This is a genomic window from Lentzea sp. NPDC036955 (assembly GCF_055608005.1).
In genome coordinates this window covers 161926-186407 of the sequence record NZ_JBVJRC010000016.1, presented here as the reverse complement: position 1 = coordinate 186407, position 24482 = coordinate 161926, and the positions used below count along the sequence as shown (strand labels likewise).

Sequence of the window (24482 nt, the reverse complement as noted above, 5' to 3'; positions counted from 1 at the left end):
TAGCTACTCAAAGGAATACTCCTGACGAGGAGTATTCATATTACTGGCTGTGTTATCGGCACGCTGTTGAGTTCTCAAAGAACACGCGCTCACCGCAGCTCATCTCCGAGGAGAGTCACTTCCGGGGCTGTGTCAGGCTTAGAAGTCTTTCGCCGCGCTCCGTTCCGGTGTTTCCCGGCCCGTTCCGCGCTGGCAGAGAGAAATTTACACGGCGGCCTCCCAACATCCAAATCGGGGGTCCACCACTACGTCTGCGCAGGTCAGGCCCCGCACGGACGGCCTAAACACCCCAAGATCGACACACAGTGTGACCGGGGCCACGTCGAAGATCTTGCATCCAGCCTCACTGAGGTGCGCTGGGCAGGTGCACGGTCACCGACAGACCACCCGCCGGCACGGCCACTGCCTGCACAAACCCGCCGTGCGCGGCCACGGCGGCGCGCACGATCGAGAGTCCGAGGCCGGTGCCGGACTGGCTGGTCCGGTCCTTGACGCCGCGGCGGAACGGCTCGAACAGCTCCTCGACGCGGTCCGGGGCGATGAGCTGACCTGACGACGACACCCGCAGCACCGACCACTGCGGGCCGGTTTCGACGGTCGTCTCGATCCAGCCGTTGACGTGGTTGTGCCGGACGGCGTTCTCCAGCAGGTTGCCCGCGATGCGCTCCAGCAGTGCCGGGTCGCCGACGGCGAGTGCGGGCGCACAGCGGAAGACGGTGCGCAGATGACGTGCCTCGGCCTCCGCGCGCACGGCCCTCCACGCCGACTCGACCAACGCCGACAGGTCGACGGGTTCGCGGACCGCGAGTCCGATGCCGTCCGTGCGCGCGAGCAACAGCAGCGCGGACACCAGTTGTTCGGCCCGCTCCCCCGCCGCGCGCACGACGCCGGCCATGCGCCGCAGCTCTTCGACGTCGGCGTCCGGGTCGGACAGGGTCACGTCCAGCTCGGTGCGCACCACGGACAGGGGGGTGCGCAGTTCGTGCGACGCGTTCGCGACGAACCGGCGCTGGGAGTCGAAGGCGGCTTCGAGGCGGTCGAGCATCGCGTCGAAGGTGTCCGCGAGCTCCGCGACCTCGTCGCGCGGCCCCTCCAGGCGCAACCGCGAGCCGAGCGACTCGGCGGACAGGCGTTGTGCGGCTCCGGTGACGTCGTGCAGGGGCTTGAGCACCCGGCCGGTGAACGTCCACGCCAGCACGGCCGCGGCCAGCACCATGCACGCGAACGCCACCAGCCCCGCCCGCACGAGGTCCTGGCGAGCTGCGGTGGTCAACGCCTCCGTCAACACCGTCACGTCGACGTTGACGCCGTCAACGTCGACTTGACTGCCTGCGGGGAACGACGGTGACGAGTCGAAGACGCGGCCGACCAGCACCCACCCGAGCGCGAGCAGCACAGCACTCACCACCGCGACCAGCGCGGTGGTGAGGAGCGTGATCCGGAGCCTCAGCCCCGGCCCGCGCCGTCGCACGTGTCAGACCTCTGCAGACCCGATCGAGGCACTGGGCACCCGGTAACCGGAACCCACCACGGTGTCGATGATGCCCGGCTCGCCCAGCTTCTTGCGCAACGTCATCACGGTGACGCGCACGGTCGTGGTGAACGGGTCGGCGTTCTCGTCCCAGACGCGTTCGAGCAGCTCCTCGCTGCTGACGACGGAGCCCTTGGCGGCGAGGAGGACCTCGAGCACGCCGAACTCCTTGCGGGTCAGCTCGATCGGCGTCCCGCCGCGGGACACGGTCCGCCGTGCGGGGTCGAGCTCGACGTCCTGCGCCGAGAGCACGGGCGGCGTCGCCGGCGTCGCGCGGCGGGCCAGTGCGCGCACGCGTGCGACGAGCTCGGGGAACGCGAAGGGCTTGGCGAGGTAGTCGTCGGCGCCCAGCGAGAGCCCGGACACGCGGTCCTCGATCGACCCGCTGGCGGTCAGCATCATGACCCTGGTCAGCGCGCCGGAGCTGAGGATCTCCTTGCACAGCTCGTCACCGGACATGCCGGGCAGGTCCCGGTCGAGGACGACGACGTCGTACCTGGTGACCGTCGACTTCTCGTGCCCGGTCTCGCCGTCGTAGGCGACGTCCACGGCCATGCCCTCGCGCCTCAGGCCGCGAGCGATCGCGTCGGCCAGCGGCACCTCGTCCTCGACTACCAATATCCGCACGCCACAAAGGTGCCACAAACACCTGAGAAGGCGCTTAACGGCACCTTCACAGGCCCTGTCGGATCTGCTCCTCCGTGCGGGCGGCCGCGGTCCGCAGGAACCGCAGCACCGCGGCCAGCTCGGTCTCGTCGAACGAGCCGAGGTCGGCCAGGTGCCGTTCGTTCAGCGAGTCGTAGAGCCCGCCGACCCGGCGCACCGCGTCGTCGTCGGGTTCGATGACGACCTTGCGCCGGTCGTGCGGGTCCGGCACCCGGCGCACGTACCCGGCCCGGACGAGCCGCTCGATCATCCGCGAGGCGGAGCCGCTGGTCAGGTTGACCCGCTTGGCGAGCTCGCCCGGAGTGGCCGGGCCGTCGTTGGCCAGCACGAACAGCGCCTGGAGGTCTGTCCAGTTCATGCCGAGGCGCTCGGCGAGCATCCCGTTGAACTGGATCACCGGGATCTGCCACCTGGCCACGGCACGCAGGACCTCGTCCAGCAGCTGCGTCATGGTCGCGAGCATACGAGCGCCGCACAATCACTGCGCAACGCAGCTACTGTGCGATACAGTCACTGCGTGATGCAGCAAATCTGGTACGACCACCCCGTCTGGATCGTCACCGAACCCGGCCTGGCGAAGGAGGTGCTCACCGACAGCCGGTTCGCCAAGGACACCGCGCTCGCGCCGAAGCACTGGGACGCCGCGACAGCGGGCCTCGAACCGACAGCCGGACAACAGCTCGCGATCACCACGCTCGACGGTGAGCCGCACGCGGAGCTGCGCAAGGCCTTCGCGCCGCTGTTCAACGCCGCGAAGCTGCGCGCGTTCTACCCCCGTGTGCGACATATCGCGGAGCAGCTGCTCGGTGAGCTGCCCGACGAGGTCGACCTCGTCGAGGACTTCACGCCGCGGTACCCGCTGGCGGTGCTGTGCGAGCTGCTCGGCATCCCCGCGCACCACGTCGAGACGGCGATGACGTCGTGCCGCCTGATGCTGGTCGACTACCCGGCGCACGTCCCCGCCGCCATGGCCGGTTTCGCACGGCTGTCGGCGGAGGCGACCGCGGAGCTCCGCATGCCGCCCGGCACGACCGAGCAGGACCTGCACTACCAGGTGTTCACGATCCTGTTCGCCGGGCAGATCACCACCGACCTCGCGGCCGGCTCGCTCGTCGCCCGCCTGCTCACTACCGACGAGCCGCCGGACGTGCTGGTGCGGGAGTCGTTGCGGGAGCACCCACCGGCGCCGTACACGCTGTGGCGCTTCACCACGGCCGAGGTGGACCTCGGCGGCACGAGGGTGCCCGCGGGCTCGCCCGTGCTGGTCGACCTGACCCGCGTCCCGGACCTGGTGTTCGGGCACGGCCCGCACTACTGCATCGGCGCGCAGCTGGCCCAGCTGGAGCTGCGCGCCCTCGCGGAGACCTTCCGGACCGCCTACCCGAACGCGCGGCTGACCGCCGTCCCCACCCGCACCGAACCGGTCGGGATCATGGGCGGCCGGCTGCGCTCGTTGCCGGTCAGGCTCGCCTAGGCCGGTCCACGACGACGGTCGACGCCGCCTGCAACGCCCGCAGCTCCAGCAGCGCCGGGTGCTCCTCGGCCAGCCGGGCGGCGTTCAGCAACGACCGCAGCGCTGCGGTCTCCCCGCGCGCCCGTTCCAGCGCGGCCCGTCCCTCCGCGGCCGCGACCAGCTCGGCCAGCGCCGCACGGCGCAGCTCACCGGGCATCACGACGTCGCGCACGGCCACCTCGGCAACGGAGATGCCCAGCTCTTCGGCACGTGCGGCGACACCGGCGGCGACCTCGGCCGCGATGGCCTCGCGCTCGGGGTCCACCGCCGAATGGGCGCGCGTGAGCACCGCACCGCGCAACGCCAGCTGCACGGCCGTGTACAGCTCAGCTTCGGTAGACGCTGACTCGACGATGAACCTCGTCGGCGACGACACCGCCCACCGCACCACGACGGTCACGCGCACCAGCACACCGTCGGAGGTGGGCACGTCCTGCGCCGCCGGGGTCATCGTGCGCGGGCGGACGTCGACGCGGTGCAGCGCGGCCCGCCACGGCAGGCGGTGCCGGCCGGGACCGACCTCGCCCACCAGCACACCGCGGTCGAACCGGACACCCCGCTCCCACGGGTACAGCGTGTGCTTCACCATCTCTCCCCCCTCGGTCCGGGTACACCACGACCCCGGCCGGCGGGACGGCGGGCGGGCGTCCACAAGGGACGCGCAGGGCCCGACGTCCCCGTGTGCGACCGGGGTCGTGGTTCCAGGATTCGAACCTGGTGCTTTTAAGGCACCCAGTGCCCGCTTCGATCGTGGAACCCGGGCGAGGAAGACCTGCCGGGCCACCGGGGAGCGGGCGCGAGGAGGAGGCTAGCCGACCTGCTTGTCCGCCCGCGCGTCGATTTCCACCGGCAGGCACTCCAGGCGGGCCGCCCACTCGGTGACGCGGCGCGCCACGTCCTGCGCGGTGATGCCGCACAGCGACAGCACCTCGCCGCGCGAGCCGTGGTCGTGGAACTGCTGCGGCAGGGCGATGTCGCGCAACGGCACCTCGACGTCGGCGTCGCGCAGCGCGGCCGCGAACGCCGAACCGAAGCCGCCGTGGCGGCCGCCGTCCTCGACTGTCACGACGAGCTTGTGCGCCGCGGCCAGCTCCACGAGGTCATCCGACATCGGGTAGATCCACCTCGGGTCGACGACCGTCACGCCGATGCCCTGGTCCTCAAGCCGTTGCGCGGCTTCCAGCCCCAGCTCGCCCAGCGCGCCGACCGTGACCAGCAGCACGTCGTTGCCGGAGCAGCGGAGCACGTCGACCGAGCCCACGCGTTCCACCGCGGGCAGGTCCTTGCCCACGGACGCCTTCGGGTAGCGGATGACGGTGGGCGCGTCCGAGATCTCCACGGCCTCGCGCAGCTCCTCGACCAGCGAGGCGGCGTCGCGCGGCGCCGCCACGTGGACGCCGGGGATCACGCCGAGGATCGACATGTCCCACATGCCGTGGTGCGACGCGCCGTCCGGGCCGGTGACGCCCGCGCGGTCGAGCACGACCGTGACGCCCTGCCGGTGCAGCGCGACGTCCATGAGCAGCTGGTCGAACGCCCGGTTGAGGAACGTGGCGTAGACGGCGACGACCGGGTGCAGGCCGCCGATGGCGAGGCCGGCGGCGGAGGTCAGCGCGTGCTGCTCGGCGATGCCGACGTCGAAGAAGCGCTCCGGGAACGCCTTGGCGAACGGGTCGAGGCCGGTGGGCCCCTGCATCGCGGCGGTGATCGCCACGACGTCGGAGCGCTCGCGGCCGACGTCGACGAGCGCGTCGGAGAACACGTGCGTCCAGGTCCGGCCGGCCGGCTTCACGTCCTCGCCGGTGATCGGGTCGATGATCCCGGTGGCGTGCATCTGGTCGGCCTCGTGGTTCTCGGCCGGCGCGAAGCCCATGCCCTTGCGGGTGACCGCGTGCACGATCACCGGGCCGCCGAACGACTTCGCGCGCTGCAACGCGGACTCGAGCGTCGCCTGGTCGTGGCCGTCGACCGGGCCGATGTACTTGAGGCCGAGGTCCTCGAACATCGCCTGCGGCGCCAGCGCGTCCTTGATGCCGCGCTTGGCGGCGTGCAGGGCGGCGTAGAGCGGCTTGCCGAAGAACGGCGTCTGCTGCAGCGCGCTCTTGCCCTTCTCCAGCACGCGCTCGTAGCCGGGCCGCAGCCGCAGCGACGACAGGTGGTCGGCGAGACCACCGATCGTCGGCGAGTACGAGCGGCCGTTGTCGTTGACCACGATCACGACCGGGCGCGTCTTGTCCGCCGCGATGTTGTTCAGCGCCTCCCAGCACATGCCGCCGGTCAGCGCGCCGTCGCCGACGACGGCGACCACGTGGCCGCCGCTGCCGTTGATCTGCTTCGCCTTGGCCAGGCCGTCCGCGTAGGACAGCGCCGTCGAGGCGTGCGAGCTCTCCTGCACGTCGTGCTCGGACTCCGACCGCGACGGGTAGCCCGACATGCCGCCCTGCTGGCGCAGCCGGTCGAAACCGTCGCGCCGGCCGGTGACGATCTTGTGGACGTACGACTGGTGCCCGGTGTCGAACACGATCGGGTCCTGCGGCGAGTCGAACACCCGGTGCAGTGCCACGGTCAGCTCGACGACACCCAGGTTCGGGCCGAGGTGCCCGCCCGTCTTGGACACCTTGTCGACCAGGAAACGCCGGATCTCCTCGCACAGCTGCGTCAGCTGCGCCTCGTCCATCCGTTTCAGATCAGCCGGTCCGTGCACGGACTCCAGCAGGGTCACCACGCCACCTCACTCCTGAAGACTTCGGCTCAGTCTACGGAGACGCGACTGAGACGCATGGTCAGCGCGTCTCAGGTACGAGCAGGGCGATGCACTCCACGTGGTGGGTCATCGGGAACGCGTCGAAGGCCCGCAGCTGGTCGAGCCGGTACCCCTGAACTGTGAATTCGGCCAGGTCACGTGCCAGTGCGGCGGGGTCGCAGGCCACGTAGACCACCCGCTGCGGACGGCGCCGTGCGACTTCAGCCACAACGACCTTGCCCGCCCCCTTGCGCGGTGGGTCGAGGACCACGACCTGCGGGTCCTCCACCGGCAGCGGACGGGTCACCAGGCGTTCTACCTTGCCCACGACCCACTCGACCTGGGGCATGCGCCGCAGGTTGCGCCTGCCGTCCTCGACCGCGCCCGGGAAGGACTCCACGACCAGCACGGACCCGGTGTCGCCGACCTGGCGGCCGAGCACCGACGCGAACAGCCCGGCGCCGCCGTAGAGGTCCCACGCGCGCTGGCCGGGCTCGGCCGCGGCCCACTGCCCCACGACGGTCGCGAACGTGTCCGCCGCCGCCGGGTGGACCTGCCAGAAGCCGTCGGCGGAAATTCGCCACTTTCGGCTGGCGGCCGTCTCGACGGCCGTACCGGTTCCGGCGCGTCGCACGGTGTGTCGGCCGCGCACCTCACCCACATGGCGGTTGCCGTCACCGTCTTGGACGATCGTCAGCTCCTGCGCCCGCCACCTGCGGTCGGTCACGGCCTCGACCATGCCCGGCCGGCTGATCACACAGTGGTCGACCGGGATCACATCGTGGGAACGGGTGCCGCGGAAACCGGGTCGCCCGTCACCGTCGACGGCCATCCGGATGCGGGTCCGCCACTCCAGCGGCCCGCCCGGCAGCGCCTCCACGACCACGTCCCGCTCGATCTTGCCGAGACGGCTCAGCTGCTCGCGGACGACCTGCGCCTTCAGCTCCCGTTGCGCGTCCCACGCCACGTGCTGGAAGTCGCAGCCGCCGCACAGCCCCGGCCCGCTGAACGGGCACGGGGCCTCGACGCGGTCCGGTGACGCCTGGAGGACCTCCACGGCGTCCGCACGGCAGAACGACCCGCCGTTGTCCTCGTACACGGAGGCGACAACGCGCTCACCGGGCAATGCGTGGCGCACGAACAGAACACGGCCCTCGTGCCGTGCGACGAAGTGCCCGCCGTGCGCGACGGGCCCCACCTCTACCTCGAAACGTCGTCCTACCCAGCTCACCGGTCGTCAAGTCCCCTCCGGACAGCGCCGGGCGCGATGACGTCCTTGTCGCGGACCTTGGCCGCCGACGTGAGCTGCCAGGGCACGCTCGTCACCATCACTCCCGGCTGGAAAAGCAGCCTTCCCTTGAGCCGCAACGCGCTCTGGTTGTGCAGCAGCTGCTCCCACCAGTGGCCGACCACGTACTCGGGGATGAACACCGTAACGACATCGCGCGGGTTGTCCGACCTGACCCGCTTCACGTAGTCGAGGACGGGCTTGGTGATCTCGCGGTACGGCGACTCGATGACCTTCAGCGGGACCTTGAAGTTCTCCCGCTCCCAGTCCGCGACGAGCTTGCGGGTGTCGCCGTCGTCGACGTTGACCGTGACGGCCTCCAGCACGTCCGGGCGGGTGGCCTTGGCGTAGGACAGCGCGCGCAGCGTCGGCATGTGCAGTTTGGACACCAGGACCATCGCGTGGTTGCGGGCCGGCAGCGTGCGGACCCGCTCCTGCTGGCGCAGCTCCTCGGCGACGGTGTCGTAGTGCTTGCGGATCGCGGTCATCAACGCGTAGATGGCCGCCATCGCCGCGATGGCGATCCACGCGCCCTTCGTGAACTTCGTGATGAGCACGATGATCAGCACGGTCGCGGTCAGCGCCAGGCCGAAGGTGTTGATCATCTGGGAGCGGCGCATCCTGGTGCGTGCCTGGGCGTCGGTCTCGGTCCTGAGCAGCCGCTGCCAGTGCTTGATCATGCCGAGCTGGCTGAGCGTGAACGACACGAACACGCCCACGATGTAGAGCTGGATCAGCCGGGTGACCTCGGCGTCGAACGCGATCACCAGCACGACCGCGAAGCCGGCGAGGAACAGGATGCCGTTGGAGAACGCCAGCCGGTCGCCGCGGGTGTGCAGCTGGCGGGGCAGGTAGCGGTCCTGGGCGAGGATCGAGCCGAGCACCGGGAAGCCGTTGAACGCGGTGTTCGCGGCGAGCACCAGGATGAGCGCGGTGACGCCGGCGATGAAGTAGAAGCCGGGCGGGAAGCTGTCGAACACGGCGTGCGCGATCTGCGCGACCATCGTCTTCTGCTCGTAGCCCTCAGGGGCGTTGGTGATCTGCTGCGCGGGCGACTCGGCCATCCGCACGTCGGTGAGCTGGGCGAGGATGATCAGGCCCATCAGCATGACGACCGAGATGCCGCCCATCAGCAGCAACGTCGTCGCGGCGTTGCGCGACTTCGGCTTGCGGAAGGCGGGCACGCCGTTGCTGATCGCCTCGACACCGGTCAAAGCGGCGCAACCGGACGAAAAAGCCCGCAGCACCAGGAACACGAACGCCAGGCCCATCAGGTGGTCCGACTCGGCGTGGATCTCCAGGCCGGAGCTCTCCGCACGCATCTCGTCGCCCAGGACGAAGCCGCGGAACAGCCCGTAGCCGATCAGGCCGAACACGCCGATCATGAACGCGTAGACGGGGACGGCGAACGCGCTGCCGGACTCGCGGATGCCGCGCAGGTTCACCGCCGTCAGCAGCACGATGGCCGCGACCGCGAACTCGGCCTTGTGCGTGGCGACGAACGGGATCGCCGAGCCGATGTTCGCCATCGCCGCCGAGATCGACACCGCGACGGTGAGGATGTAGTCGACGAGCAGGGCGCTCGCCACCGTCAGCCCCGCCCTGCGGCCCAGGTTGACCGTCGCGACCTCGTAGTCACCGCCACCCGACGGGTAGGCGTGCACGTTCTGCCGGTAGCTGGCGACCACGGTCAGCATCACGACCACGACCGCCACCCCCACCCACGGTGCCATCGCATAGGCGCTCAAGCCCGCCACCGACAGCATCAGGAAGATCTCCTCCGGCGCGTACGCGACCGACGACATGGCGTCGGAGGCGAAGACCGGCAAGGCGATGCGCTTGGGCAGCAGGGTGTGAGCGAGGCGATCGCTGCGGAACGGCCGTCCGACCAGGAGGCGTTTGGCAGCGGTGGCGAGCTTGGACACGGCCAGAGCGTAAGGGGTCCGCTCACCGGGACGGGCTAATGCTCGGTAGGTTCTGCGCAGAGTTCGCCTGAGGAGGCATTCGGTGCACGTGGTGATCATGGGTTGCGGGCGGGTGGGGGCGTCCCTGGCCAAGGCCCTGGAACGGCTGGACCACCAGGTCGCCGTGATCGACAAGGACGCGCAGTCGTTCCGCAGGCTGGGCGGGGACTTCCACGGCCAGCAGGTCGTCGGGAACGGGTTCGACCGCAACGTGCTGATCGAGGCGGGTGTCGAGCGCGCGGGCGCGTTCGCGGCGGTCTCCAGCGGCGACAACTCGAACATCATCTCGGCGCGGGTGGCGCGGGAGACGTTCGGCGTGGAGCACGTCGTCGCGCGCATCTACGACCACAAGCGGGCCGCGGTGTACGAGCGGCTGGGCATCCCGACGGTGGCGACGGTGCCGTGGAGCACCGACCGGTTCCTGCGCATGCTGCTGCCCGAGGGCGCGGCGACGGCGTGGCGCGACCCGTCCGGCACGGTGGCGGTGCTGCCGGTCGAGGTCGACGAGCGGTGGGTGGGCCGGCCGGTGTTCGAGCTGGAGGCCGCGGTGGGGGCGCGGGTGGCGTTCCTCATGCGGTTCGGCACGGGCGTGCTGCCCGACGCGAAGACCACGGTGCAGGCGGACGACACCATCTACGTGGCGGCGTTGTCCGGCACGGTCACCGACGTCGCGGCCGCGGCGCTGCAGGCACCGGAGGAGAGCTGATGCGGATCGCGATCGCTGGTGCGGGTGCGGTGGGGCGGTCCATCGCGCAGGAGCTCGTCCAGGACGGGCACCAGGTCATGCTGATCGAACGGGACCGGGCGCACTTCGACCCGAACTCGGTGGAGCAGGCCGAGTGGGTGCAGGCCGACGCGTGCGAGCTGTCGTCCCTGGAGGACGCCGGCATGCAGCTGTGCGACGTGGTGATCGCCGCGACCGGTGACGACAAGGTCAACCTGGTGGTGTCGCTGCTCGCGAAGACCGAGTTCGCGGTGCGGCGCGTGGTGGCGCGGGTGAACGACCCGACGAACGAATGGCTCTTCACCGAGTCGTGGGGGGTCGACGTCGCCGTGTCGACGCCGCGGTTGCTCGCCGCGATGGTCGAGGAGTCGGTGACGATCGGCGACGTGGTGCGGCTGCTGACGCTGCGCCAGGGCCAGGCGAACCTGGTGGAGATCACGCTCGACGAGTCGACGCCGTTCGCCGGGCGCGCGGTGTCGGAGCTGACCCTGCCGCGTGACGCCGCGCTGGTGACGATCCTGCGGGGCGGGCGGGTCATCGTGCCGCAGCCGGACGACACCCTCGAAGGCGGCGACGAGCTGCTGTTCGTCACGACCGCCGCGGTCGAGCAGGACATCAAGTCCGCGCTCGGCTACTGATATACCGCATATCGGATACTGCATATCGGATATGGGCTCGGAGCTAGAGCTCATATCCGATATATCGCGTGCTGATGTACTGGATATCGGACATCAGGGTGCGTTCCAGTGCTGGTCGTCGCCGCCATGGCAGTCCCATAGCTGCACCGCGATGCCGTAAACCGGTTGGGACCGGCGATCTCGACCGCTGCGCTGTGGCTGGTCGTTCCCGGCTTCAGGAGTGTCATGCGGCCCCGACGTCGGCATCGGACCGCAGGACACACCGATCGAGCGGTATCTGCGGAGCGCATCCGCACACTTACCAGCTGTGAGCGATCAGTTGCCCCTGGTCGGGCGCGACGAAGCGCGGCGGGTCGAGGTCGCCCGCACGCGGGCGTCCGAGCTGTTCTTCGGTCTGGGAGACGAGGAAGCCGCTGTCGCCGTGCTGGACGAGCTGACAGCGGCGGCACTGCCCGCGGAGCTGGAACGCGCGGTCCTGCACACCGCGGCGGAGTTCGCGGTGGAGGCCGCACCGGTACCGGTGCTCCGGCTGGTCGGCGCGCTGCTGCTCGCCGAGGACGAACGGGCCGGCCGGCGGGTGCTCGCGGTCGCCGACCGGCTCAGCGGCCACCACGCCGACGCCATCGCGCGGGTCGAAGCCGATGACGAGGTGTGCACGGCGAGCCTTCTGCTCTCCGGTGACCTGGCGCCGGCCGAGGAACGTGCCACGCGGACGTTGGCTGAAGAAGGGCACAGCCCGGCATCCCAGGTGTCGTCGCGGGTGTTGTTGAGCCAGAGCGCGCGCATGCGCGGACAAGCGGCGGCGGCTGTGCGGATCAGCGCCGAAGGCCTTCCCGAGCCGAACGCACCGCTGACGCTGTGGGACGTCGTGCTGCTGGCCGAGTTCGCCACCGGAGCCGCGCTGCGGGGGCAGACCGATCGCGCGCAACGCGCACTGGCCGGGGCCGAGGCCGGGTTGCGACCGGCCTGGCGTGTGGCGCGGTTCGCCGTTGGTGGCGCACGGTCGTGGGTGCTCGCGAGTGCAGGACGGGTCGATGAGGCCGTGCAGGCAGCGTTGGACAACGCCGCCGCCGCATGGGCACACGGCGCGCATTCCGAGGAAATCGTGTCGCTGCACGACGCTGCACGGTTCGGTGCCGACACCTCACCGCGTCTGCTGGAACTGGCGAAGTCGCGCAAAGACCCGCTCACAACCGCATACGCCACCCACGCGCAGGCGCGCGCGTTGCGTGACCCAGCGGGGCTGGAGGAGGTGGCGGCGGCGTTCCTGGCGTGCGGTGCCACGTTGTTCGCCGCCGAGTCGATCGCCGAGGCTGGCCGCCTGTCCCGCCTGCACGACCGGCCCCGCGACGCGGACCGGTTGGAACGGCAGGCCGCCGCGCTCGCCGAGTCGTTCGACGGCGCGACCACACCGGGCCTGGCGGTCACGAGCACGCTCGTCGCCCTCACCCACCGCCAGCGGGAGATCGCGCGCCTGGCCGTGGCGGGGCTGACGAACACCGAGATCGCCGACCGCCTGGCCATCGCCAAGCGCACCGTCGACAACCACCTGCACACCACGTACGCGGCGGTGGGCGTCACCGGGCGGTGCGGGCTGCGCGCGCTCTTCGGCCAGTGCTAGCGAGCGGCCGGTACCGCGACGAGCCCCGTGTGGAACGGGACAGGGCCGGGCTTCCTCGCGGAGGCCCGGCCCTGTCCGTGTCGAAAGTGCGTCAGTCGCGGGACTTCTCGCGCGACTCCTGCTCGACGGTGCGCTTCAGCTCGTCCATGTCCGGGGTGAGCAGGTCGTCGGCCGTGCGGGCGAGGACCTCGTCGGTCTCCGCGGCGAGCTCGGCCTCCGCCTCCCGCTCGGCTGCTTCCTCCGCGGCCTTGAGGCGCTTGTCGGCGCGGCGGACGGCCCACACGGTGGCGACGAGGGCGATGGCCATCAGCGGGTAGCCCATGCCGAGGCGGGCGACGGCCAGCCAGCCGACCTGGTCCTCCTCGTAGAGCCAGCGCTGCACGACGAAGCGGGCGAAGAAGACGAGCGCCCACACGAAGGTGGCGATGTCGTAGTCGCGCAGCGAGGCCTTGTCGGAGCGCCAGGAGCGGTCTCTGCCGTTGAGGAAAGCCCAGATCACGCCGGCCAGCGGCCAGCGCACGAGGATCGACAGCAGGAACGCGCCGCCGTAGACGACGCTCTGCCAGATGCCGAACAGGAAGAAGCCCTTGGCCTCACCTGTCTTGTAGGCGATGAACGCGGCGATGCCGACGCCGAAGACGGCGGAGATGGCGGGCTGGATCGTGCCCTTGCGGACGGCGAGGACCACGCCGATCACGACGGCCGCCGCCAGGGCGCTGATGATCGCGGCCATGAGGTTCTTGGCGGCGAAGTTGACGATCACGAAGACGACGACGGGCAGCGAGGAGTAGAGCATTCCGCTCACTCCGCCCATCTGCTCGAGGACGGTGGGCCGCTTTTCTTCGGTCTTGGCTGAGGTCATGAAGCGATCTGCAACTCGTAATAGGGGTTGTAGAGCACCTTGCGCCCGTCGCGCACGGCGATGCGGCCACGGGCCTTGATCGTCCGACCAGGCTCGATGCCCGCGATGCGACGGCGGCCGAGCCAGACGAGGGTGACGCCCTCGGTGCCGTCGTAGAGCTCGGCTTCCAGGGTGGCGGCCGCGTCGCGGGGGCAGAGCTCCACGCTGCGGAGCCGGCCCAGGACGGTGACCTCCTCACCGGACTTGCAGTCGCAGGCCTTCACCGCGCCGACGGCCTCCGCTTTCCGCGACAGGTCGTCCGCGTCGAGCTCGGCGACGTCGCTGGTCAAGCGACGCACCAAGCGGTGCCAATAGCCGCCCATCCCCGACTCCTGCAGTGCCTTGGTGGCCCAGTGGTGTGGACCGTCTGACAGTGAGGGTACGCACGAGGGCGGACAATCTCGGCCGTGCCTGTCGAGACTGTCCTCCTGCTGCCCGGTACCGCCTCCGACGCCGTGTTTGTCCGTTCCGTCTTCACGGGCCCGTTGTCGCAGGTCGGAGCAGTGATTGACGCTCCGCACGTCCGCACACTGAGTGAACGGTTGACGGCACTGGAACACGCCGCCGCAGAGCACCCGATCGTGGTGGGGGGCGTCTCGCTCGGCGCGCACGTCGCCGTGTCGTGGGCGGTCCGCAACCCGGACCGGTGCGCGGGACTCGTGCTCGCGTTGCCCGCGTGGAACGGCAGCCCGGACGGCGCACCGGCTGCACTCGCGGCGAGGGCGAGCGCGCAAATCGTTGCGGCACATGGGATCGACGCGGCGCTCGCCGGCACGTCCGGCTGGCTGCACGACGAGCTGCGGCGCGCCTGGCACGGCTACGGCGAGCTGCTCGTACCGCACCTCGCCGAGGCGGCCGAGTCGGTCGCGCCGACCCTGGCGGAGCTGAGGTCCCTCGACGTGCCCGCGGGGATCGTCGGCTGCGTCGACGACCCGGTGCACCCGGTCGAGGTCGCACGCGCGTGGGCGGACGCACTGCCGCGCGCCGTGCTGGTGGAGACGACGCTGGACGCCTACCCGCACGCGCTGGGGCGTGCGGTGCAGGCGTGGCGTCGGGCGCAGGGGCGTTAGCCCTGCTGCTGCTGGATCTGCCGGGCGATCGCCTCCGGCAGCTCGACGGGCAGCGGGGTGCGGGGCGGCATCGGCTGCTCACCGCGCACGACCACGGTGCCGCGGATCATCTCGCGCAACGCCGCGGCGTTGTGCTCGAAGTGCTCCTCGGGACCGGCGGCGACACCGCGCAGCATCCAGCGCGGGCCGTCGATGCCGACGAAGAGGATCTGCACGCCCTGGTTGCGCGCGGTGATCTCCTCGCCCCACTCGCCGTTCTCCCGGTTGATGCGGGCGCCGTCCTCCTTGAGGCCCGCGATCAGCTCGGCGCCGACCTCCTTCCAGAGGCCACCGGACTTCGGCGCGGCGAACGCGCTCACCGTCAGCTGACCGACGGGCGTGAGGATGTGCACCGCGCGCACGGATGCGCTCTGCTGGTCCATCTCGACCTGCAGCTGGGCCTCGTCCGGCATGGGCAGCAGCACCGAACCCAGGTCGAGCCGCTGCACGTCGTCCTTCGGTGCGACGGTCGAGTCCCACGGGCCTTCCACGTCGTCGAAGACCTCGTCGTTCTCCAGGCCGGTGTCAACGCCCCCCGCGGAGTGACGACCGCGCTTGCGGCGCCTTCCGAACATCCCTTACCCCTCGGTCTCTGTGGTTGCCGTGCCGGCGAGCACCACGTGCCCGCCGGTCGAGCCGTAGCCCCCCGCACCGCGCTCCGTCTCCGGCAGCGCCGTGACCTCCCGGAACACCGCGTGCTCGACGCGTTGCACGACGAGCTGGGCGATCCGGTCGCCGCGCGAGAGGGCGATCGGCTCACGCAGATCATGGTTCACGAGACAAACGCGGATCTCACCGCGGTAGCCCGAGTCGATCGTCCCCGGCGTGTTCACCACGCTCAACCCGACCCGCGCGGCCAGGCCGGAGCGGGGGTGCACGAAGCCCGCGAACCCGTCGGGGAGCGCGATCGCGACACCGGTGCCGACCACCGCGCGCTCGCCTGGTGGAATGACCACGTCCGACGTGGTGACCAGGTCGGCGCCCGCGTCGCCGGGACGGGCGTAGGCGGGCACGGGAACCCCCGGATCGAGCCGGGTCAGCAACACCTCGACGCTGGACACGGCGGCCGAGATTACCCTGACGACGTGAGTGAGACTGCCGTGACCGCCACTACGACCTTCCGCGAGCGTCTGTACGTGACGTGGTGGATCTGGCCGCTGCCGCTGCTGGCCGCCGCTCTGCTGGCCGCCGAGGTGCACATGGGGTTCCCCGGGGTGCGCTCCTGGCTGCCGTACGCGGTCCTGCTGCCGCTGACCGTCCTGCTGATCGTCCGGATGGGGTCGACGAAGGTCGAGGTGTCCGGCGGTGAGCTGCGCGTGGGCGAGGCGCACATCCCGCTGGAGCTGCTGGGCGAGGTGGAGGTCATCGCGCCGGAGGCCCGGCGCGCCGCCATGGGCCGTGAGCTCGACCCGGCGGCGTTCGTGCTGCACCGCGGCTGGGTCAAGCCGATGGTGCGCGTGCGGGTGACCGACCCGGAGGACCCGACGCCCTACTGGCTGGTCAGCACCCGCCACCCCGAGCGGCTCGCCGCCGCGCTGAAGGCCTGAGGTTTCCCCGAAAGGCTGAAGTTCGACGGTGCCGTCGAGGTCGGTCAAACACAACTGGGCGCCACCCGTGCGGGTGAGCGCCCAGTGCTGTTGAGGCCTGCGGATCAGGCGCAGTCGCGGCAGATGTACACGCCGCCGTTGTCCTCGGCGAGCCTGCTGCGGTGGTGCACCAGGAAGCACTTGGAGCACGTGAACTCGTCGGCCTGCTTGGGCAGGACCTTGAACGTGAGCTCCTCGCCGGACAGGTCGGCTCCGGGGAGCTCGAAGTTCTCCGCGCTCGCGTCCTCGTCGACGTCGACGACGCCGGACTGCGTCTCGTTCCGCCGGGCCTTCAACTCCTCGAGGGAGTCCTCAGCGAGTTCGTCCGCCTCGCTGCGACGCGGCGCGTCGTAGTCGGTCGCCATCTTCTTCACCCCTGCGGTCTACGGAGACTGTTCGTGTCGCTGGTTAACGCTCCAGCGCCCTCTTTTGTGCCCCACGTCAAGGTGACGTAGGTCTCTCGCACTCCGTGGCAAGCCAACCCCCTTGACGTGACCGTCGGCTTGATCGACATGTGTGCGGAGCGCGCAGAGGGTAGCTCACTGCCCGAATGACCCGACATCGGGTTACCCCTTACCGACCGGACGGGTGACACAACCTTTCTACGCTGGACCGATACCCTGTGCGGGAGCACCTTCGGCTCGGCGTGCAACCTCGCTCCGGGCAGGTACCGTCCTGACTGAGAGCGACCGGGCCGGTGCGGTGGGTCACGTGCGCCGCGGCGCACGCCGGCCGGGCAGGGCCTAGGCTGATCAGAGGGTTGGAACACGGGGAGGGCTTCGGACGTGGGACCCGCATCGGGAAGCTTGACGCCGTACAAGCGGCGCCGGCCGGTACCCGCGCTCATCCTGTTCACGGTGCTGCTGGTCAGCTCCGTCTTCGTGTGGGTGGAGGTGCTCGGCAGCGCCAGTGACGTGGACGCGGCCATCAGGTGCAACCCGCCCGGCGGCACGACCACGAACGTGACGAGCGTGGTCGACCCGGCGGCAGCGCCGGTCGCGCCGCCGCCCGCCCTGGGCACGGTGCTGGAGCACGACGCGCTGGACCGCACGAACCCGGTTCCGGTGGGTGACGTGAACTTCCGCGTGGTGAACGCCTCGACGCAGCGCAACCACGCGAAGGCCGTGGCGGTGATGCTCACCGAGCTCGGCATGAAGCAGGCGGCCGAACCCGGCAACGACCCGGTCTACCCCGCGGGGGACATGAACTGCCGCGGCCAGCTCCGCTTCGGTGCGCCCGGCGCCCAGGCGGCGCGGACGTTGTCGCTCGTCGAACCGTGCCTGGAGCTGGTGCGCGACGACCGCCAGGACGCGACCGTCGACGTGTCGGTGGGCAAGAAGTTCGACGAGGTCAAGCCGAACAGCGCCGCCCGCAAGGTCCTCGACCAGCTCAAGGAGTGGGCGGACCAGCAGCCGGAGCAGCAGGGCGGTCAGGTCGCCGAGCCGAACCCGCCGACGCTGAACGCCGACAACGTGGCCGCGGCCCGTGAAGTGACCTGCTGACCTCTCGTCCCGCTCCACCCGGCCGTGAGCCAGACGGCTCCAGCTGAGTCCAGGTTGACTGGACAGCGATCAGTCATCAGTTGACCGGATCAATCCACATGTTGATCCGGTCAACGTGCACGAGCCGCGTCAATCAGACCTTGCCGAAGCCCGACTCCACCAACGCCGTGTACATGGCGTCGGCGACACTGGGCGCGGCGGCGAACGTGGCGTCCTCCCCCAGCTCCGGCGACGTCCCCGGCAGCCGCACCACCGCACCCGCCTCGGCGGCGACCAGCGCGCCCGCCGCCCAGTCCCAGCGGCCCAGGCCGTGCTCGGCGTAGGCGTCGAGGCGACCGGCGGCCACCGAGCACAGGTCGAGCGAGGCGGCACCGGCACGGCGCATGTCCCGCACGCGGGTCGACATCGCTGCCCAGGTGTCGGCCTGGCGCTGACGGCGTTCGGCGCGGTACTCGAAGCCGTAGCCCAGCAGCGACAGCGACAGGTCCGTGGCCGCCGACACGCGCACCGGTTCGCCGTCGAGGAACGCGCCGTGCCCGCGCGCCGCCGTCCACATCCGGCCGGTCGCCGGCTCGAAGACCGCGCCGGCGACCGACTCGCCGTCGAGCTGCGCCGCGATCGACACCGAGTACCAGGGGATGCCGTAGAGGTAGTTGACGGTGCCGTCGATCGGGTCGACGACCCAGGTCAGGCCGGAGCCGACGGACCCGCCCTCCTCCTCGCCCAGCACCGGCTCACCGGGCCGGGCCTCGGACAGACGCGTCCGAACGAGTTGTTCCGAGGCGCGGTCGGCTTCCGTCACCACGTCGGTGGAGGTGCTCTTCGTGTCGAACGACACCACCGCGGACGCGCGCATGCGCTGGACGAGAGCACCTGCTTCCCGTCCGATGGCTGCGGCGATGTCGACGAGTGGCCGGGGATCAAGCACGACCGGTTCCCTCCTGCGTCACTAGCACGGGACTATCGGACAACGTCAGGCTAATGTCTGCGCACCACGGTTACTGAATCGAGTAGGAAGGACCACGGGGATGGGCATCACCCGCGGGTTCGGTGTGGACATCGGCGGCTCCGGCATCAAGGGCGGGCTGGTCGATCTCGAAACCGGCTCACTGGACGGCGAACGGATGCGGATCCCCACGCCCCAGCCCTCGACTCCCGACGCGGTGGCGGACGTCGTCGCCGAGATCGTCGAGAAGTTCCAGTGGGACGGACCGGTCGGCGTGACGCTGCCGTGCGTCGTCAAGCACGGCGTCGCGCACAGCGCCGCGAACGTGGACAAGGGCTGGATCGGCTGCGACGCGGCGTCGTTGTTCGCCGAACGCCTGGGCCGCAAGCCCGAGGACATCGTCGTGATGAACGACGCGGACGCCGCCGGCATCGCGGAGATGTCGTACGGCGCGGGTGTGGACAGGCTCGGGACCGTGGTGCTGCTGACGTTCGGCACGGGCATCGGCAGCGCGGTGTTCCTGGACGGCAAGCTCGTCCCGAACACCGAGTTCGGCCACCTCCAGGTCGACGGGCACGACGCGGAGAAGCGCGCGGCGGCGTCGGTCAAGGAGGAGAAGGAGCTGTCCTGGGAGGAGTGGACGCCCAGGGTCAGCCGGTACGTCAACGTGCTGGAGGACCTCATCTGGCCGGACCTCGTCATCGCGGGCGGCGGCGTGAGCAAGAAGGCGCACAAGTGGCTGCCGTTGCTCAAGGTGCGCACGGAGGTCGTCGCGGCCGCGCTGAAGAACGACGCGGGCATCGTCGGTGTCGCGTGGGCCGCGGCGCACGGCGCCCGGCCGTAGCGGGTAACCGACACCGAAACGTGTCCGTTCCTCTCGACTGGATCTAGCTGCGAGAACGCAGGTGGGAGCGCCTCGAACAGCCTCGGGGCGCAACACCGCGTCACGGACGTCGTTACAATGGAACGCACACCCGCCAGTCAAGATCGGCGGGGAGATCCCCTGAACTCTGGCGACCGAGGTTTCGCGCCCTCTGGTCAGCCTTGAACGACCGTCGCGAAAGGGCGTACGTGGCAGCCGCAGAAACCGCAACCCGACGCTCCAGCTCCGCCGCGAGCGCCGCCAAGACCACCAAGTCGACCGCGGCCGGCGAGGCCGAGGAGACGACGAAGCGCAAGACGACCGCTGCGGCAGCCAAGAAGCCCGCAGCCAAGGCCGCCGGCGCCAAGACCACCCGCGCTCCGCGCAAGGCAGGGGCCAAGGACGCCGCCGCCAAGGGCGGGCCGAAGAAGGCCGGCGAGGGCGACGAGCCGGAGGACGTGGAAGGCGCTCCCGGCGAAGGCGACCTGGAGGACGTCGAGCTGGTCGACGAGCCGATCGCCGACGAGCCGGAAGAAGCCGAGGACCCCAAGAGCGAGGGCGACTTCGTCTGGGACGAGGAGGAGTCCGAGGCCCTGCGCCAGGCGCGCAAGGACGCGGAGCTCACCGCCTCGGCCGACTCGGTCCGCGCCTACCTCAAGCAGATCGGCAAGGTCGCCCTCCTCAACGCCGAGGAGGAGGTCGAGCTGGCCAAGCGCATCGAGGCCGGTCTCTACGCCGCCGAACGCGTGCGCCGCTCCGAGGAGGAGGCCGAGAAGCTCACGCCGCAGCTGCGCCGCGACCTGCGCTGGATCGTCCGCGACGGCGAGCGCGCCAAGAACCACCTGCTCGAGGCGAACCTCCGCCTCGTCGTGTCGCTGGCCAAGCGCTACACCGGCCGCGGCATGGCGTTCCTGGACCTGATCCAGGAGGGCAACCTGGGCCTGATCCGCGCGGTCGAGAAGTTCGACTACACCAAGGGCTACAAGTTCTCCACGTACGCCACGTGGTGGATCCGCCAGGCGATCACCCGCGCGATGGCCGACCAGGCCCGCACCATCCGCATCCCGGTGCACATGGTCGAGGTCATCAACAAGCTGGGTCGCATCCAGCGCGAGCTGCTGCAGGACCTGGGCCGCGAGCCCACTCCGGAAGAGCTCGCCAAGGAAATGGACATCACGCCGGAGAAGGTGCTGGAGATCCAGCAGTACGCGCGTGAGCCCATCTCGCTGGACCAGACGATCGGTGACGAGGGCGACAGCCAGCTCGGTGACTTCATCGAGGACTCGGAAGCCGTCGTCGCCGTGGACGCCGTCTCGTTCACGTTGCTGCAGGACCAGCTGCAGTCCGTGCTCGCGACGCTGTCCGAGCGCGAGGCGGGCGTCGTCCGGCTGCGCTTCGGCCTCACCGACGGCCAGCCGCGCACGCTCGACGAGATCGGCCAGGTCTACGGCGTCACGCGGGAACGCATCCGGCAGATCGAGTCGAAGACGATGTCGAAGCTGCGGCACCCGTCGCGGTCGCAGGTCCTGCGCGACTACCTCGACTAGGACAGCGTCTTACAAGGACATACGCACGACGGCCCCGCACCGGTTCGGTGCGGGGCCGTCGTGCTTCCAAGTCAGGTGCTTGCGAGGGCGTTTTGATCACGGTTCCGCGTCCGAATCGTGGGACGTTCGTGACCTGTTCGCTGCGGGCGGACAAGAGCAACCGATATCACACTCCCGGTTGCACGCAACCGACCGAACGGCCCTGAAGGGCTGCTCCACCAGCACGTTTTCGGTTGCTGTGGGTACCTGTCAAGCCGGTGAACCGGTGGCAAACCCAGGTGTGAGCCTGCGTCAAGCGGGTAAATCCCGGAGTGACGCGAGTCGCCACGCACACGGGAACACTGACTATCGCCAAAACGTCTGTCAGAGTGGAGCCAGCGAGCACGCGCACCAAGCCAGGGGCGCTGTGGTCGCAGCTTGGTAAGAGGGCACCGGAACACAACGTTTCGTTGCTGGGACGGAGGGAGATTCATCATGACTGCAGCACTCACCCGCCCCGAGTTGACCGCTGCCGACCGCTGCGACCGCTGCGGGGCTGCTGCCCAGGTTCGCGCCTTGCTCCCGTCCGGGGGCGAGCTGCTGTTCTGCGGGCACCACGCTCGCGCGCACAGTGAGAAGTTGCGCGAACTCGCTGCTGAGATTCAGCAGGGCTGACTTCCACCCCACCTAGCCGCTCGGGCCGGAGATCCACTGGATCTCCGGCCCCTTCGCTTCCGCGGGTGGTCTCCCCCAGCGGTCAGATGGTGTCGAGCACCGGTTCGAAGGCCAGCTCCGCTGCGCCGACGAGCTTCGCGTCCCTGCCCAGCGGGGACGTGACGACCTGGGTGCCGCCGACGGCCCTGGAGACGAGGCTGCGCCGCTGCACGGCCGCGCTGACCCCGTCGACCACCGACGCCGGCAGCGCCGTGTAGAGGTCGCCCAGCACGACCATCTCCGGGCCGAGGACGTTGACGATGTTCGCGAGCCCCAGTGCGAGCCAGTCGGCGAACTCGTCGAGCACGGACGGGTCGTCGAGTGCCCGCAGCGCCGCGACGACAGCGCCGCGCGGGGCGTCGTCGGGCAGGCCGAGTGCCCGGCACAGCGCCGGTTCCCCGACCTCGGTCTCCCAGCAGCCGGTGCAGCCGCAGTAGCACTGCCGCCCGCGCGGGTTGACCACCATGTGCCCCAGCTCGCCGACGTAGCCGCCGGTGCCGCGCAACGGCTGCCCCGACAGGATCACGCCGCCGCCGACGCCCACGTCGGCGGAGATGTAGACCATGTCCGAGGACTGCTGCGCCGCGCCGCGCACGTGCTCCGCGAGCGCGCCGAGCTCCGCGTCGTTGCCGACCTGGACGGGCACCTTCAGCACCGCCTCCAGGCGTGTGCCGAGGGCCACGTCCGTCCAGTGCAGGTTCGGTGCCTCGTGCACGTGCCCGTCGGCACGCCGCACGACTCCGGGCACCGAGACGCCCACTCCGACGGCGGTGGCGTCGAGGTCGTCGGCCATGAGGCGCGCCGAGTCGACGATGTGCGTGATGACCTCACCCGGATCACGCGTCCGGTGCAGGTTCCAGCTGTCCCGCCCGAGGATCTCCCCACCGAGGCCGACGAACCCCATCGCCACGTGCTCCACGCGCACGTCGATCGCGATCACGACCGCCGCGTGCGGCTGGGGCAGGACGAGCAGGGACGGGCGGCCCGCTCCGCTGCGCAGAGCGGGCACGCGTTCGGCGACCACGCCGGCTTCGGCGAGACCGTCCACCAGTGCCTTGATCGTGCTGCGGTTGAGCCCGAGCTCGGCCGCGAGCGACGCCCTGGTGGACGGTCCGTCGACGTGCAGGCGGCGCAGCAGCGCCGTCCTGTTGTGCCTGCGGATCTCGTCGGGACGGGTGCCGGACGTGGGTCCAGTCACCGCGTCAGCGAGCCGAGTTCGCCGCTCGGCGTCGGGACAGGGCGTCGACGCTCGCGGCGAGCAGCAGGACCAGACCGGTCACGATGAACACGACCGCGGCGGGCTGCTTGAGCAGGCCCATGCCGTTCTGGATGATCGCGAGCACGGCGCCACCGATGACGGCGTCGCGCAGACGGCCCTTGCCACCGAACAGCGACGTGCCACCGATGACGGCCGCACCGACCGACAGCAGCAGCGTGTTGCCGCCACCGGCGTTCGGGTCGACCGAGCCGACCTTCGACGAGTACACGATCGCGCCGATCGCGGCGGCGGAGGAGGCGATCACGAAGACGCTCATCCGGATCCGCTCGACGTTGATGCCGGCCCGGCGCGCGGCTTCCTTGTTGCCACCCACTGCGTAGACGTGGCGGCCGTAGGAGGTGCGGTCGAGCACGAAGGTGCCGATCACCAGCAGCACGAGCACCAGCGGCACCACGTACGGCACACCCTCGATGACGACGAGGTTGCTCGGCGCGCGGTTGAGCGAGAGCGCGTAGGTGATGACGGCGGCCAGCACCGCGAGGGCACCGATCTTGGCCAGCACCAGCGTGGTCGGCTGGGCCACGAGGCCCCGGCGCAGGCGGGAGAAGTGCCGGGTGAGCACGACCGCCGCGTAGCCGCCGACGGCGACGACGAACAGCACCCACGAGCCGACGAAGTTGAGGTTGCCGTTGGCGACGTTGAAGATCGTGTCGTCCCGCAGGCCGAGCGTGCCGCCCTGGCCGATGAGCTGCAGCACGACACCGCCCCACACGAGGAACAGCGCCAGGGTCACGACGAACGACGGGATGCCGACCTTCGCGACCAGGAAGCCGGTGATGCAGCCGATGGCCGCGCCGACGCAGACGGCGAGCAGCATCTCCAGCCAGGCGTTCGCGGGAACGCCGACGGCGGCGATCACCAGTGCGATGGCCGACAGCGCGGCGCCCGCCCAGATCTTCATCACCACGGCGAGCACGATCGCCAGCACCAGCAGGCCGCAGAACACGTAGAACACCGTGTCGCCCATGCCGCCGAGCAGGTTGCCGTTGTGGATCAGGTGCAGCGCCATCACCGCGGCGGTCACACCGGACGCGGTACCGGCCGACAGGTCGATCTCGCCGAGCAGCAGCACGAACACCAGGCCCATCGCGATGATGGTGATGCTGGCGCCCTGCTGGAGCAGGTTGGCGAGGTTGCCCAGGGTGAAGAACGTGTCGGACAGCGAGCTGAACACGATGAGCAGCACCACGAGCCCGAGGAGCGCGGGGAGCGAGCCGAGCTCGCCGCCGCGGACCCTGGCCCAGTAGTCGCGCACCGCTTCGCCGGTGGACATGGAGGTCGTGTCGATGCCGAAGTCGGAGATCGCGCCCTGCTGGGCGGTCTCCGCCTCGTGCGTTTCGGTGGTGTCGGTCATGCTGGCCTCTTCGGA

Annotated in this window: 25 protein-coding genes; 10 read left to right on the top strand and 15 right to left on the bottom strand. The window is 70.3% G+C overall.

The annotated features are described in order from the left end of the window. Positions 1 to 343: 343 nt before the first annotated feature. Genes ACZ7CF_RS39810 through ACZ7CF_RS39800 form a run of 3 tightly spaced genes read right to left on the bottom strand, consistent with a single transcriptional unit; the run spans position 344 to position 2648 of the window. Entirely contained in the window at positions 344 to 1471 is a 1128-nt protein-coding gene (locus ACZ7CF_RS39810) for a sensor histidine kinase (RefSeq protein ID WP_470372266.1), read from the bottom strand. A gap of 3 nt (positions 1472 to 1474) precedes the next feature. Continuing rightward, positions 1475 to 2158: a response regulator transcription factor gene (locus ACZ7CF_RS39805; protein ID WP_065913330.1), complete on the bottom strand. Its 684-nt coding sequence runs from the start codon at positions 2156 to 2158 to the stop codon at positions 1475 to 1477. Positions 2159 to 2204: 46 nt separating this feature from the next. Beyond that, positions 2205 to 2648: a MarR family winged helix-turn-helix transcriptional regulator gene (locus tag ACZ7CF_RS39800; protein ID WP_360398280.1), complete on the bottom strand. Its 444-nt coding sequence runs from the start codon at positions 2646 to 2648 to the stop codon at positions 2205 to 2207. A 69-nt stretch (positions 2649 to 2717) separates the two neighbouring features. On the opposite strand from ACZ7CF_RS39800, the gene ACZ7CF_RS39795 reads away from it, so the two are divergent. Continuing rightward, on the top strand, positions 2718 to 3671 hold the full coding sequence (locus ACZ7CF_RS39795; RefSeq protein WP_470372269.1) for a cytochrome P450 family protein: 954 nt from the start codon (positions 2718 to 2720) through the stop codon (positions 3669 to 3671). Here the strand turns inward: ACZ7CF_RS39795 and ACZ7CF_RS39790 are convergent. The 4 genes from ACZ7CF_RS39790 to ACZ7CF_RS39775 form a co-directional block, all read right to left on the bottom strand. Continuing rightward, positions 3658 to 4299, bottom strand: a complete 642-nt coding sequence (locus tag ACZ7CF_RS39790) for an SPFH domain-containing protein (RefSeq protein ID WP_458433669.1) — start codon at positions 4297 to 4299, stop codon at positions 3658 to 3660. The genes ACZ7CF_RS39795 and ACZ7CF_RS39790 overlap by 14 nt on opposite strands. A gap of 219 nt (positions 4300 to 4518) precedes the next feature. Then, the gene (dxs, locus tag ACZ7CF_RS39785) at positions 4519 to 6432 is read right to left on the bottom strand and encodes a 1-deoxy-D-xylulose-5-phosphate synthase (RefSeq protein ID WP_470372265.1); all 1914 of its coding nucleotides are present in this window, start codon (positions 6430 to 6432) and stop codon (positions 4519 to 4521) included. Positions 6433 to 6493: 61 nt separating this feature from the next. After that, entirely contained in the window at positions 6494 to 7651 is a 1158-nt protein-coding gene (locus ACZ7CF_RS39780) for a class I SAM-dependent RNA methyltransferase (RefSeq protein WP_458433671.1), read from the bottom strand. A gap of 29 nt (positions 7652 to 7680) precedes the next feature. Further along, positions 7681 to 9666: an APC family permease gene (locus tag ACZ7CF_RS39775; RefSeq protein ID WP_360398290.1), complete on the bottom strand. Its 1986-nt coding sequence runs from the start codon at positions 9664 to 9666 to the stop codon at positions 7681 to 7683. Positions 9667 to 9748: 82 nt separating this feature from the next. Between ACZ7CF_RS39775 and ACZ7CF_RS39770 the strand changes: the two genes are divergently transcribed. From ACZ7CF_RS39770 to ACZ7CF_RS39760, 3 genes are all read left to right on the top strand, one after another. Continuing rightward, positions 9749 to 10411, top strand: a complete 663-nt coding sequence (locus ACZ7CF_RS39770; protein ID WP_360398292.1) for a potassium channel family protein — start codon at positions 9749 to 9751, stop codon at positions 10409 to 10411. Beyond that, positions 10411 to 11067: a potassium channel family protein gene (locus tag ACZ7CF_RS39765; RefSeq protein WP_053738527.1), complete on the top strand. Its 657-nt coding sequence runs from the start codon at positions 10411 to 10413 to the stop codon at positions 11065 to 11067. Before ACZ7CF_RS39770 ends, ACZ7CF_RS39765 begins: the two co-directional genes overlap by 1 nt. 307 nt (positions 11068 to 11374) lie before the next feature. Beyond that, positions 11375 to 12688, top strand: coding sequence for a LuxR C-terminal-related transcriptional regulator (locus tag ACZ7CF_RS39760; RefSeq protein ID WP_470372264.1), 1314 nt, complete (start codon positions 11375 to 11377; stop codon positions 12686 to 12688). A 91-nt stretch (positions 12689 to 12779) separates the two neighbouring features. On the opposite strand, the gene ACZ7CF_RS39755 is transcribed toward ACZ7CF_RS39760, so the two are convergent. Then, on the bottom strand, positions 12780 to 13550 hold the full coding sequence (locus tag ACZ7CF_RS39755; RefSeq protein WP_470372263.1) for a DUF3159 domain-containing protein: 771 nt from the start codon (positions 13548 to 13550) through the stop codon (positions 12780 to 12782). After that, complete coding sequence (locus tag ACZ7CF_RS39750) at positions 13547 to 13912, bottom strand: OB-fold nucleic acid binding domain-containing protein (protein WP_065913341.1); 366 nt, start codon at positions 13910 to 13912, stop codon at positions 13547 to 13549. Before ACZ7CF_RS39750 ends, ACZ7CF_RS39755 begins: the two co-directional genes overlap by 4 nt. Positions 13913 to 14131: 219 nt before the next feature. Between ACZ7CF_RS39750 and ACZ7CF_RS39745 the strand changes: the two genes are divergently transcribed. Next, positions 14132 to 14659, top strand: coding sequence for an alpha/beta fold hydrolase (locus tag ACZ7CF_RS39745; RefSeq protein ID WP_470372262.1), 528 nt, complete (start codon positions 14132 to 14134; stop codon positions 14657 to 14659). Here ACZ7CF_RS39745 and ACZ7CF_RS39740 read toward each other — a convergent pair. Both ACZ7CF_RS39740 and dut read right to left on the bottom strand, forming a co-directional pair. Next, the gene (locus ACZ7CF_RS39740) at positions 14656 to 15273 is read right to left on the bottom strand and encodes a DUF3710 domain-containing protein (protein ID WP_360398302.1); all 618 of its coding nucleotides are present in this window, start codon (positions 15271 to 15273) and stop codon (positions 14656 to 14658) included. The two genes, ACZ7CF_RS39745 and ACZ7CF_RS39740, sit on opposite strands and share 4 nt — an antisense overlap. Before the next feature lie 3 nt (positions 15274 to 15276). Then, the gene (gene dut, locus ACZ7CF_RS39735; RefSeq protein ID WP_360398304.1) at positions 15277 to 15759 is read right to left on the bottom strand and encodes a dUTP diphosphatase; all 483 of its coding nucleotides are present in this window, start codon (positions 15757 to 15759) and stop codon (positions 15277 to 15279) included. A gap of 24 nt (positions 15760 to 15783) precedes the next feature. Between dut and ACZ7CF_RS39730 the strand changes: the two genes are divergently transcribed. Next, entirely contained in the window at positions 15784 to 16245 is a 462-nt protein-coding gene (locus ACZ7CF_RS39730; protein WP_470372261.1) for a DUF3093 domain-containing protein, read from the top strand. A 104-nt stretch (positions 16246 to 16349) separates the two neighbouring features. Here ACZ7CF_RS39730 and ACZ7CF_RS39725 read toward each other — a convergent pair whose 3' ends face one another. Beyond that, positions 16350 to 16649, bottom strand: a complete 300-nt coding sequence (locus ACZ7CF_RS39725) for a DUF4193 domain-containing protein (protein WP_086667480.1) — start codon at positions 16647 to 16649, stop codon at positions 16350 to 16352. A gap of 441 nt (positions 16650 to 17090) precedes the next feature. Here ACZ7CF_RS39725 and cei point away from each other — a divergent pair, with 441 nt between their 5' ends. Beyond that, entirely contained in the window at positions 17091 to 17786 is a 696-nt protein-coding gene (cei, locus tag ACZ7CF_RS39720; RefSeq protein WP_360398308.1) for an envelope integrity protein Cei, read from the top strand. A 133-nt stretch (positions 17787 to 17919) separates the two neighbouring features. Here cei and ACZ7CF_RS39715 read toward each other — a convergent pair whose 3' ends face one another. Then, the gene (locus ACZ7CF_RS39715) at positions 17920 to 18714 is read right to left on the bottom strand and encodes an inositol monophosphatase family protein (protein WP_470372260.1); all 795 of its coding nucleotides are present in this window, start codon (positions 18712 to 18714) and stop codon (positions 17920 to 17922) included. 100 nt (positions 18715 to 18814) lie between these two features. Between ACZ7CF_RS39715 and ppgK the strand changes: the two genes are divergently transcribed. The 3 genes from ppgK to ACZ7CF_RS39700 all read left to right on the top strand — a co-directional run bounded on the left by ppgK (position 18815) and on the right by ACZ7CF_RS39700 (position 21795). Continuing rightward, entirely contained in the window at positions 18815 to 19576 is a 762-nt protein-coding gene (ppgK, locus tag ACZ7CF_RS39710) for a polyphosphate--glucose phosphotransferase (protein WP_360398312.1), read from the top strand. A gap of 227 nt (positions 19577 to 19803) precedes the next feature. Continuing rightward, positions 19804 to 21141 carry an RNA polymerase sigma factor gene (locus ACZ7CF_RS39705; RefSeq protein WP_360398314.1) on the top strand — a complete coding sequence of 446 codons (1338 nt, stop codon included), beginning with the start codon at positions 19804 to 19806 and terminating at the stop codon, positions 21139 to 21141. Between the two features lie 474 nt (positions 21142 to 21615). Next, positions 21616 to 21795 (top strand): DUF7455 domain-containing protein, encoded by a 180-nt coding sequence (locus ACZ7CF_RS39700; RefSeq protein WP_231642793.1) that lies wholly within the window; start codon positions 21616 to 21618, stop codon positions 21793 to 21795. An 82-nt stretch (positions 21796 to 21877) separates the two neighbouring features. On the opposite strand, the gene ACZ7CF_RS39695 is transcribed toward ACZ7CF_RS39700, so the two are convergent. Both ACZ7CF_RS39695 and ACZ7CF_RS39690 read right to left on the bottom strand, forming a co-directional pair. Then, positions 21878 to 23032, bottom strand: a complete 1155-nt coding sequence (locus ACZ7CF_RS39695; RefSeq protein ID WP_360398316.1) for an ROK family protein — start codon at positions 23030 to 23032, stop codon at positions 21878 to 21880. Positions 23033 to 23036: 4 nt separating this feature from the next. Beyond that, positions 23037 to 24467 carry a sugar ABC transporter permease gene (locus ACZ7CF_RS39690; protein ID WP_360398318.1) on the bottom strand — a complete coding sequence of 477 codons (1431 nt, stop codon included), beginning with the start codon at positions 24465 to 24467 and terminating at the stop codon, positions 23037 to 23039. Positions 24468 to 24482: the final 15 nt, after the last annotated feature.

Coding starts and splice junctions, on each gene's coding strand:
- ACZ7CF_RS39795 (WP_470372269.1), top strand. CDS start 2,718: ATGCAGCAAATCTGGTACGACCACCCCGTCTGGATCGTCACCGAACCC.
- ACZ7CF_RS39690 (WP_360398318.1), bottom strand. CDS start 24,467: ATGACCGACACCACCGAAACGCACGAGGCGGAGACCGCCCAGCAGGGC.
- ACZ7CF_RS39750 (WP_065913341.1), bottom strand. CDS start 13,912: ATGGGCGGCTATTGGCACCGCTTGGTGCGTCGCTTGACCAGCGACGTC.
- ACZ7CF_RS39790 (WP_458433669.1), bottom strand. CDS start 4,299: ATGGTGAAGCACACGCTGTACCCGTGGGAGCGGGGTGTCCGGTTCGAC.
- ACZ7CF_RS39765 (WP_053738527.1), top strand. CDS start 10,411: ATGCGGATCGCGATCGCTGGTGCGGGTGCGGTGGGGCGGTCCATCGCG.
- ACZ7CF_RS39725 (WP_086667480.1), bottom strand. CDS start 16,649: ATGGCGACCGACTACGACGCGCCGCGTCGCAGCGAGGCGGACGAACTC.
- ppgK (WP_360398312.1), top strand. CDS start 18,815: ATGGGCATCACCCGCGGGTTCGGTGTGGACATCGGCGGCTCCGGCATC.
- ACZ7CF_RS39740 (WP_360398302.1), bottom strand. CDS start 15,273: ATGTTCGGAAGGCGCCGCAAGCGCGGTCGTCACTCCGCGGGGGGCGTT.
- ACZ7CF_RS39755 (WP_470372263.1), bottom strand. CDS start 13,550: ATGACCTCAGCCAAGACCGAAGAAAAGCGGCCCACCGTCCTCGAGCAG.
- ACZ7CF_RS39800 (WP_360398280.1), bottom strand. CDS start 2,648: ATGACGCAGCTGCTGGACGAGGTCCTGCGTGCCGTGGCCAGGTGGCAG.
- ACZ7CF_RS39700 (WP_231642793.1), top strand. CDS start 21,616: ATGACTGCAGCACTCACCCGCCCCGAGTTGACCGCTGCCGACCGCTGC.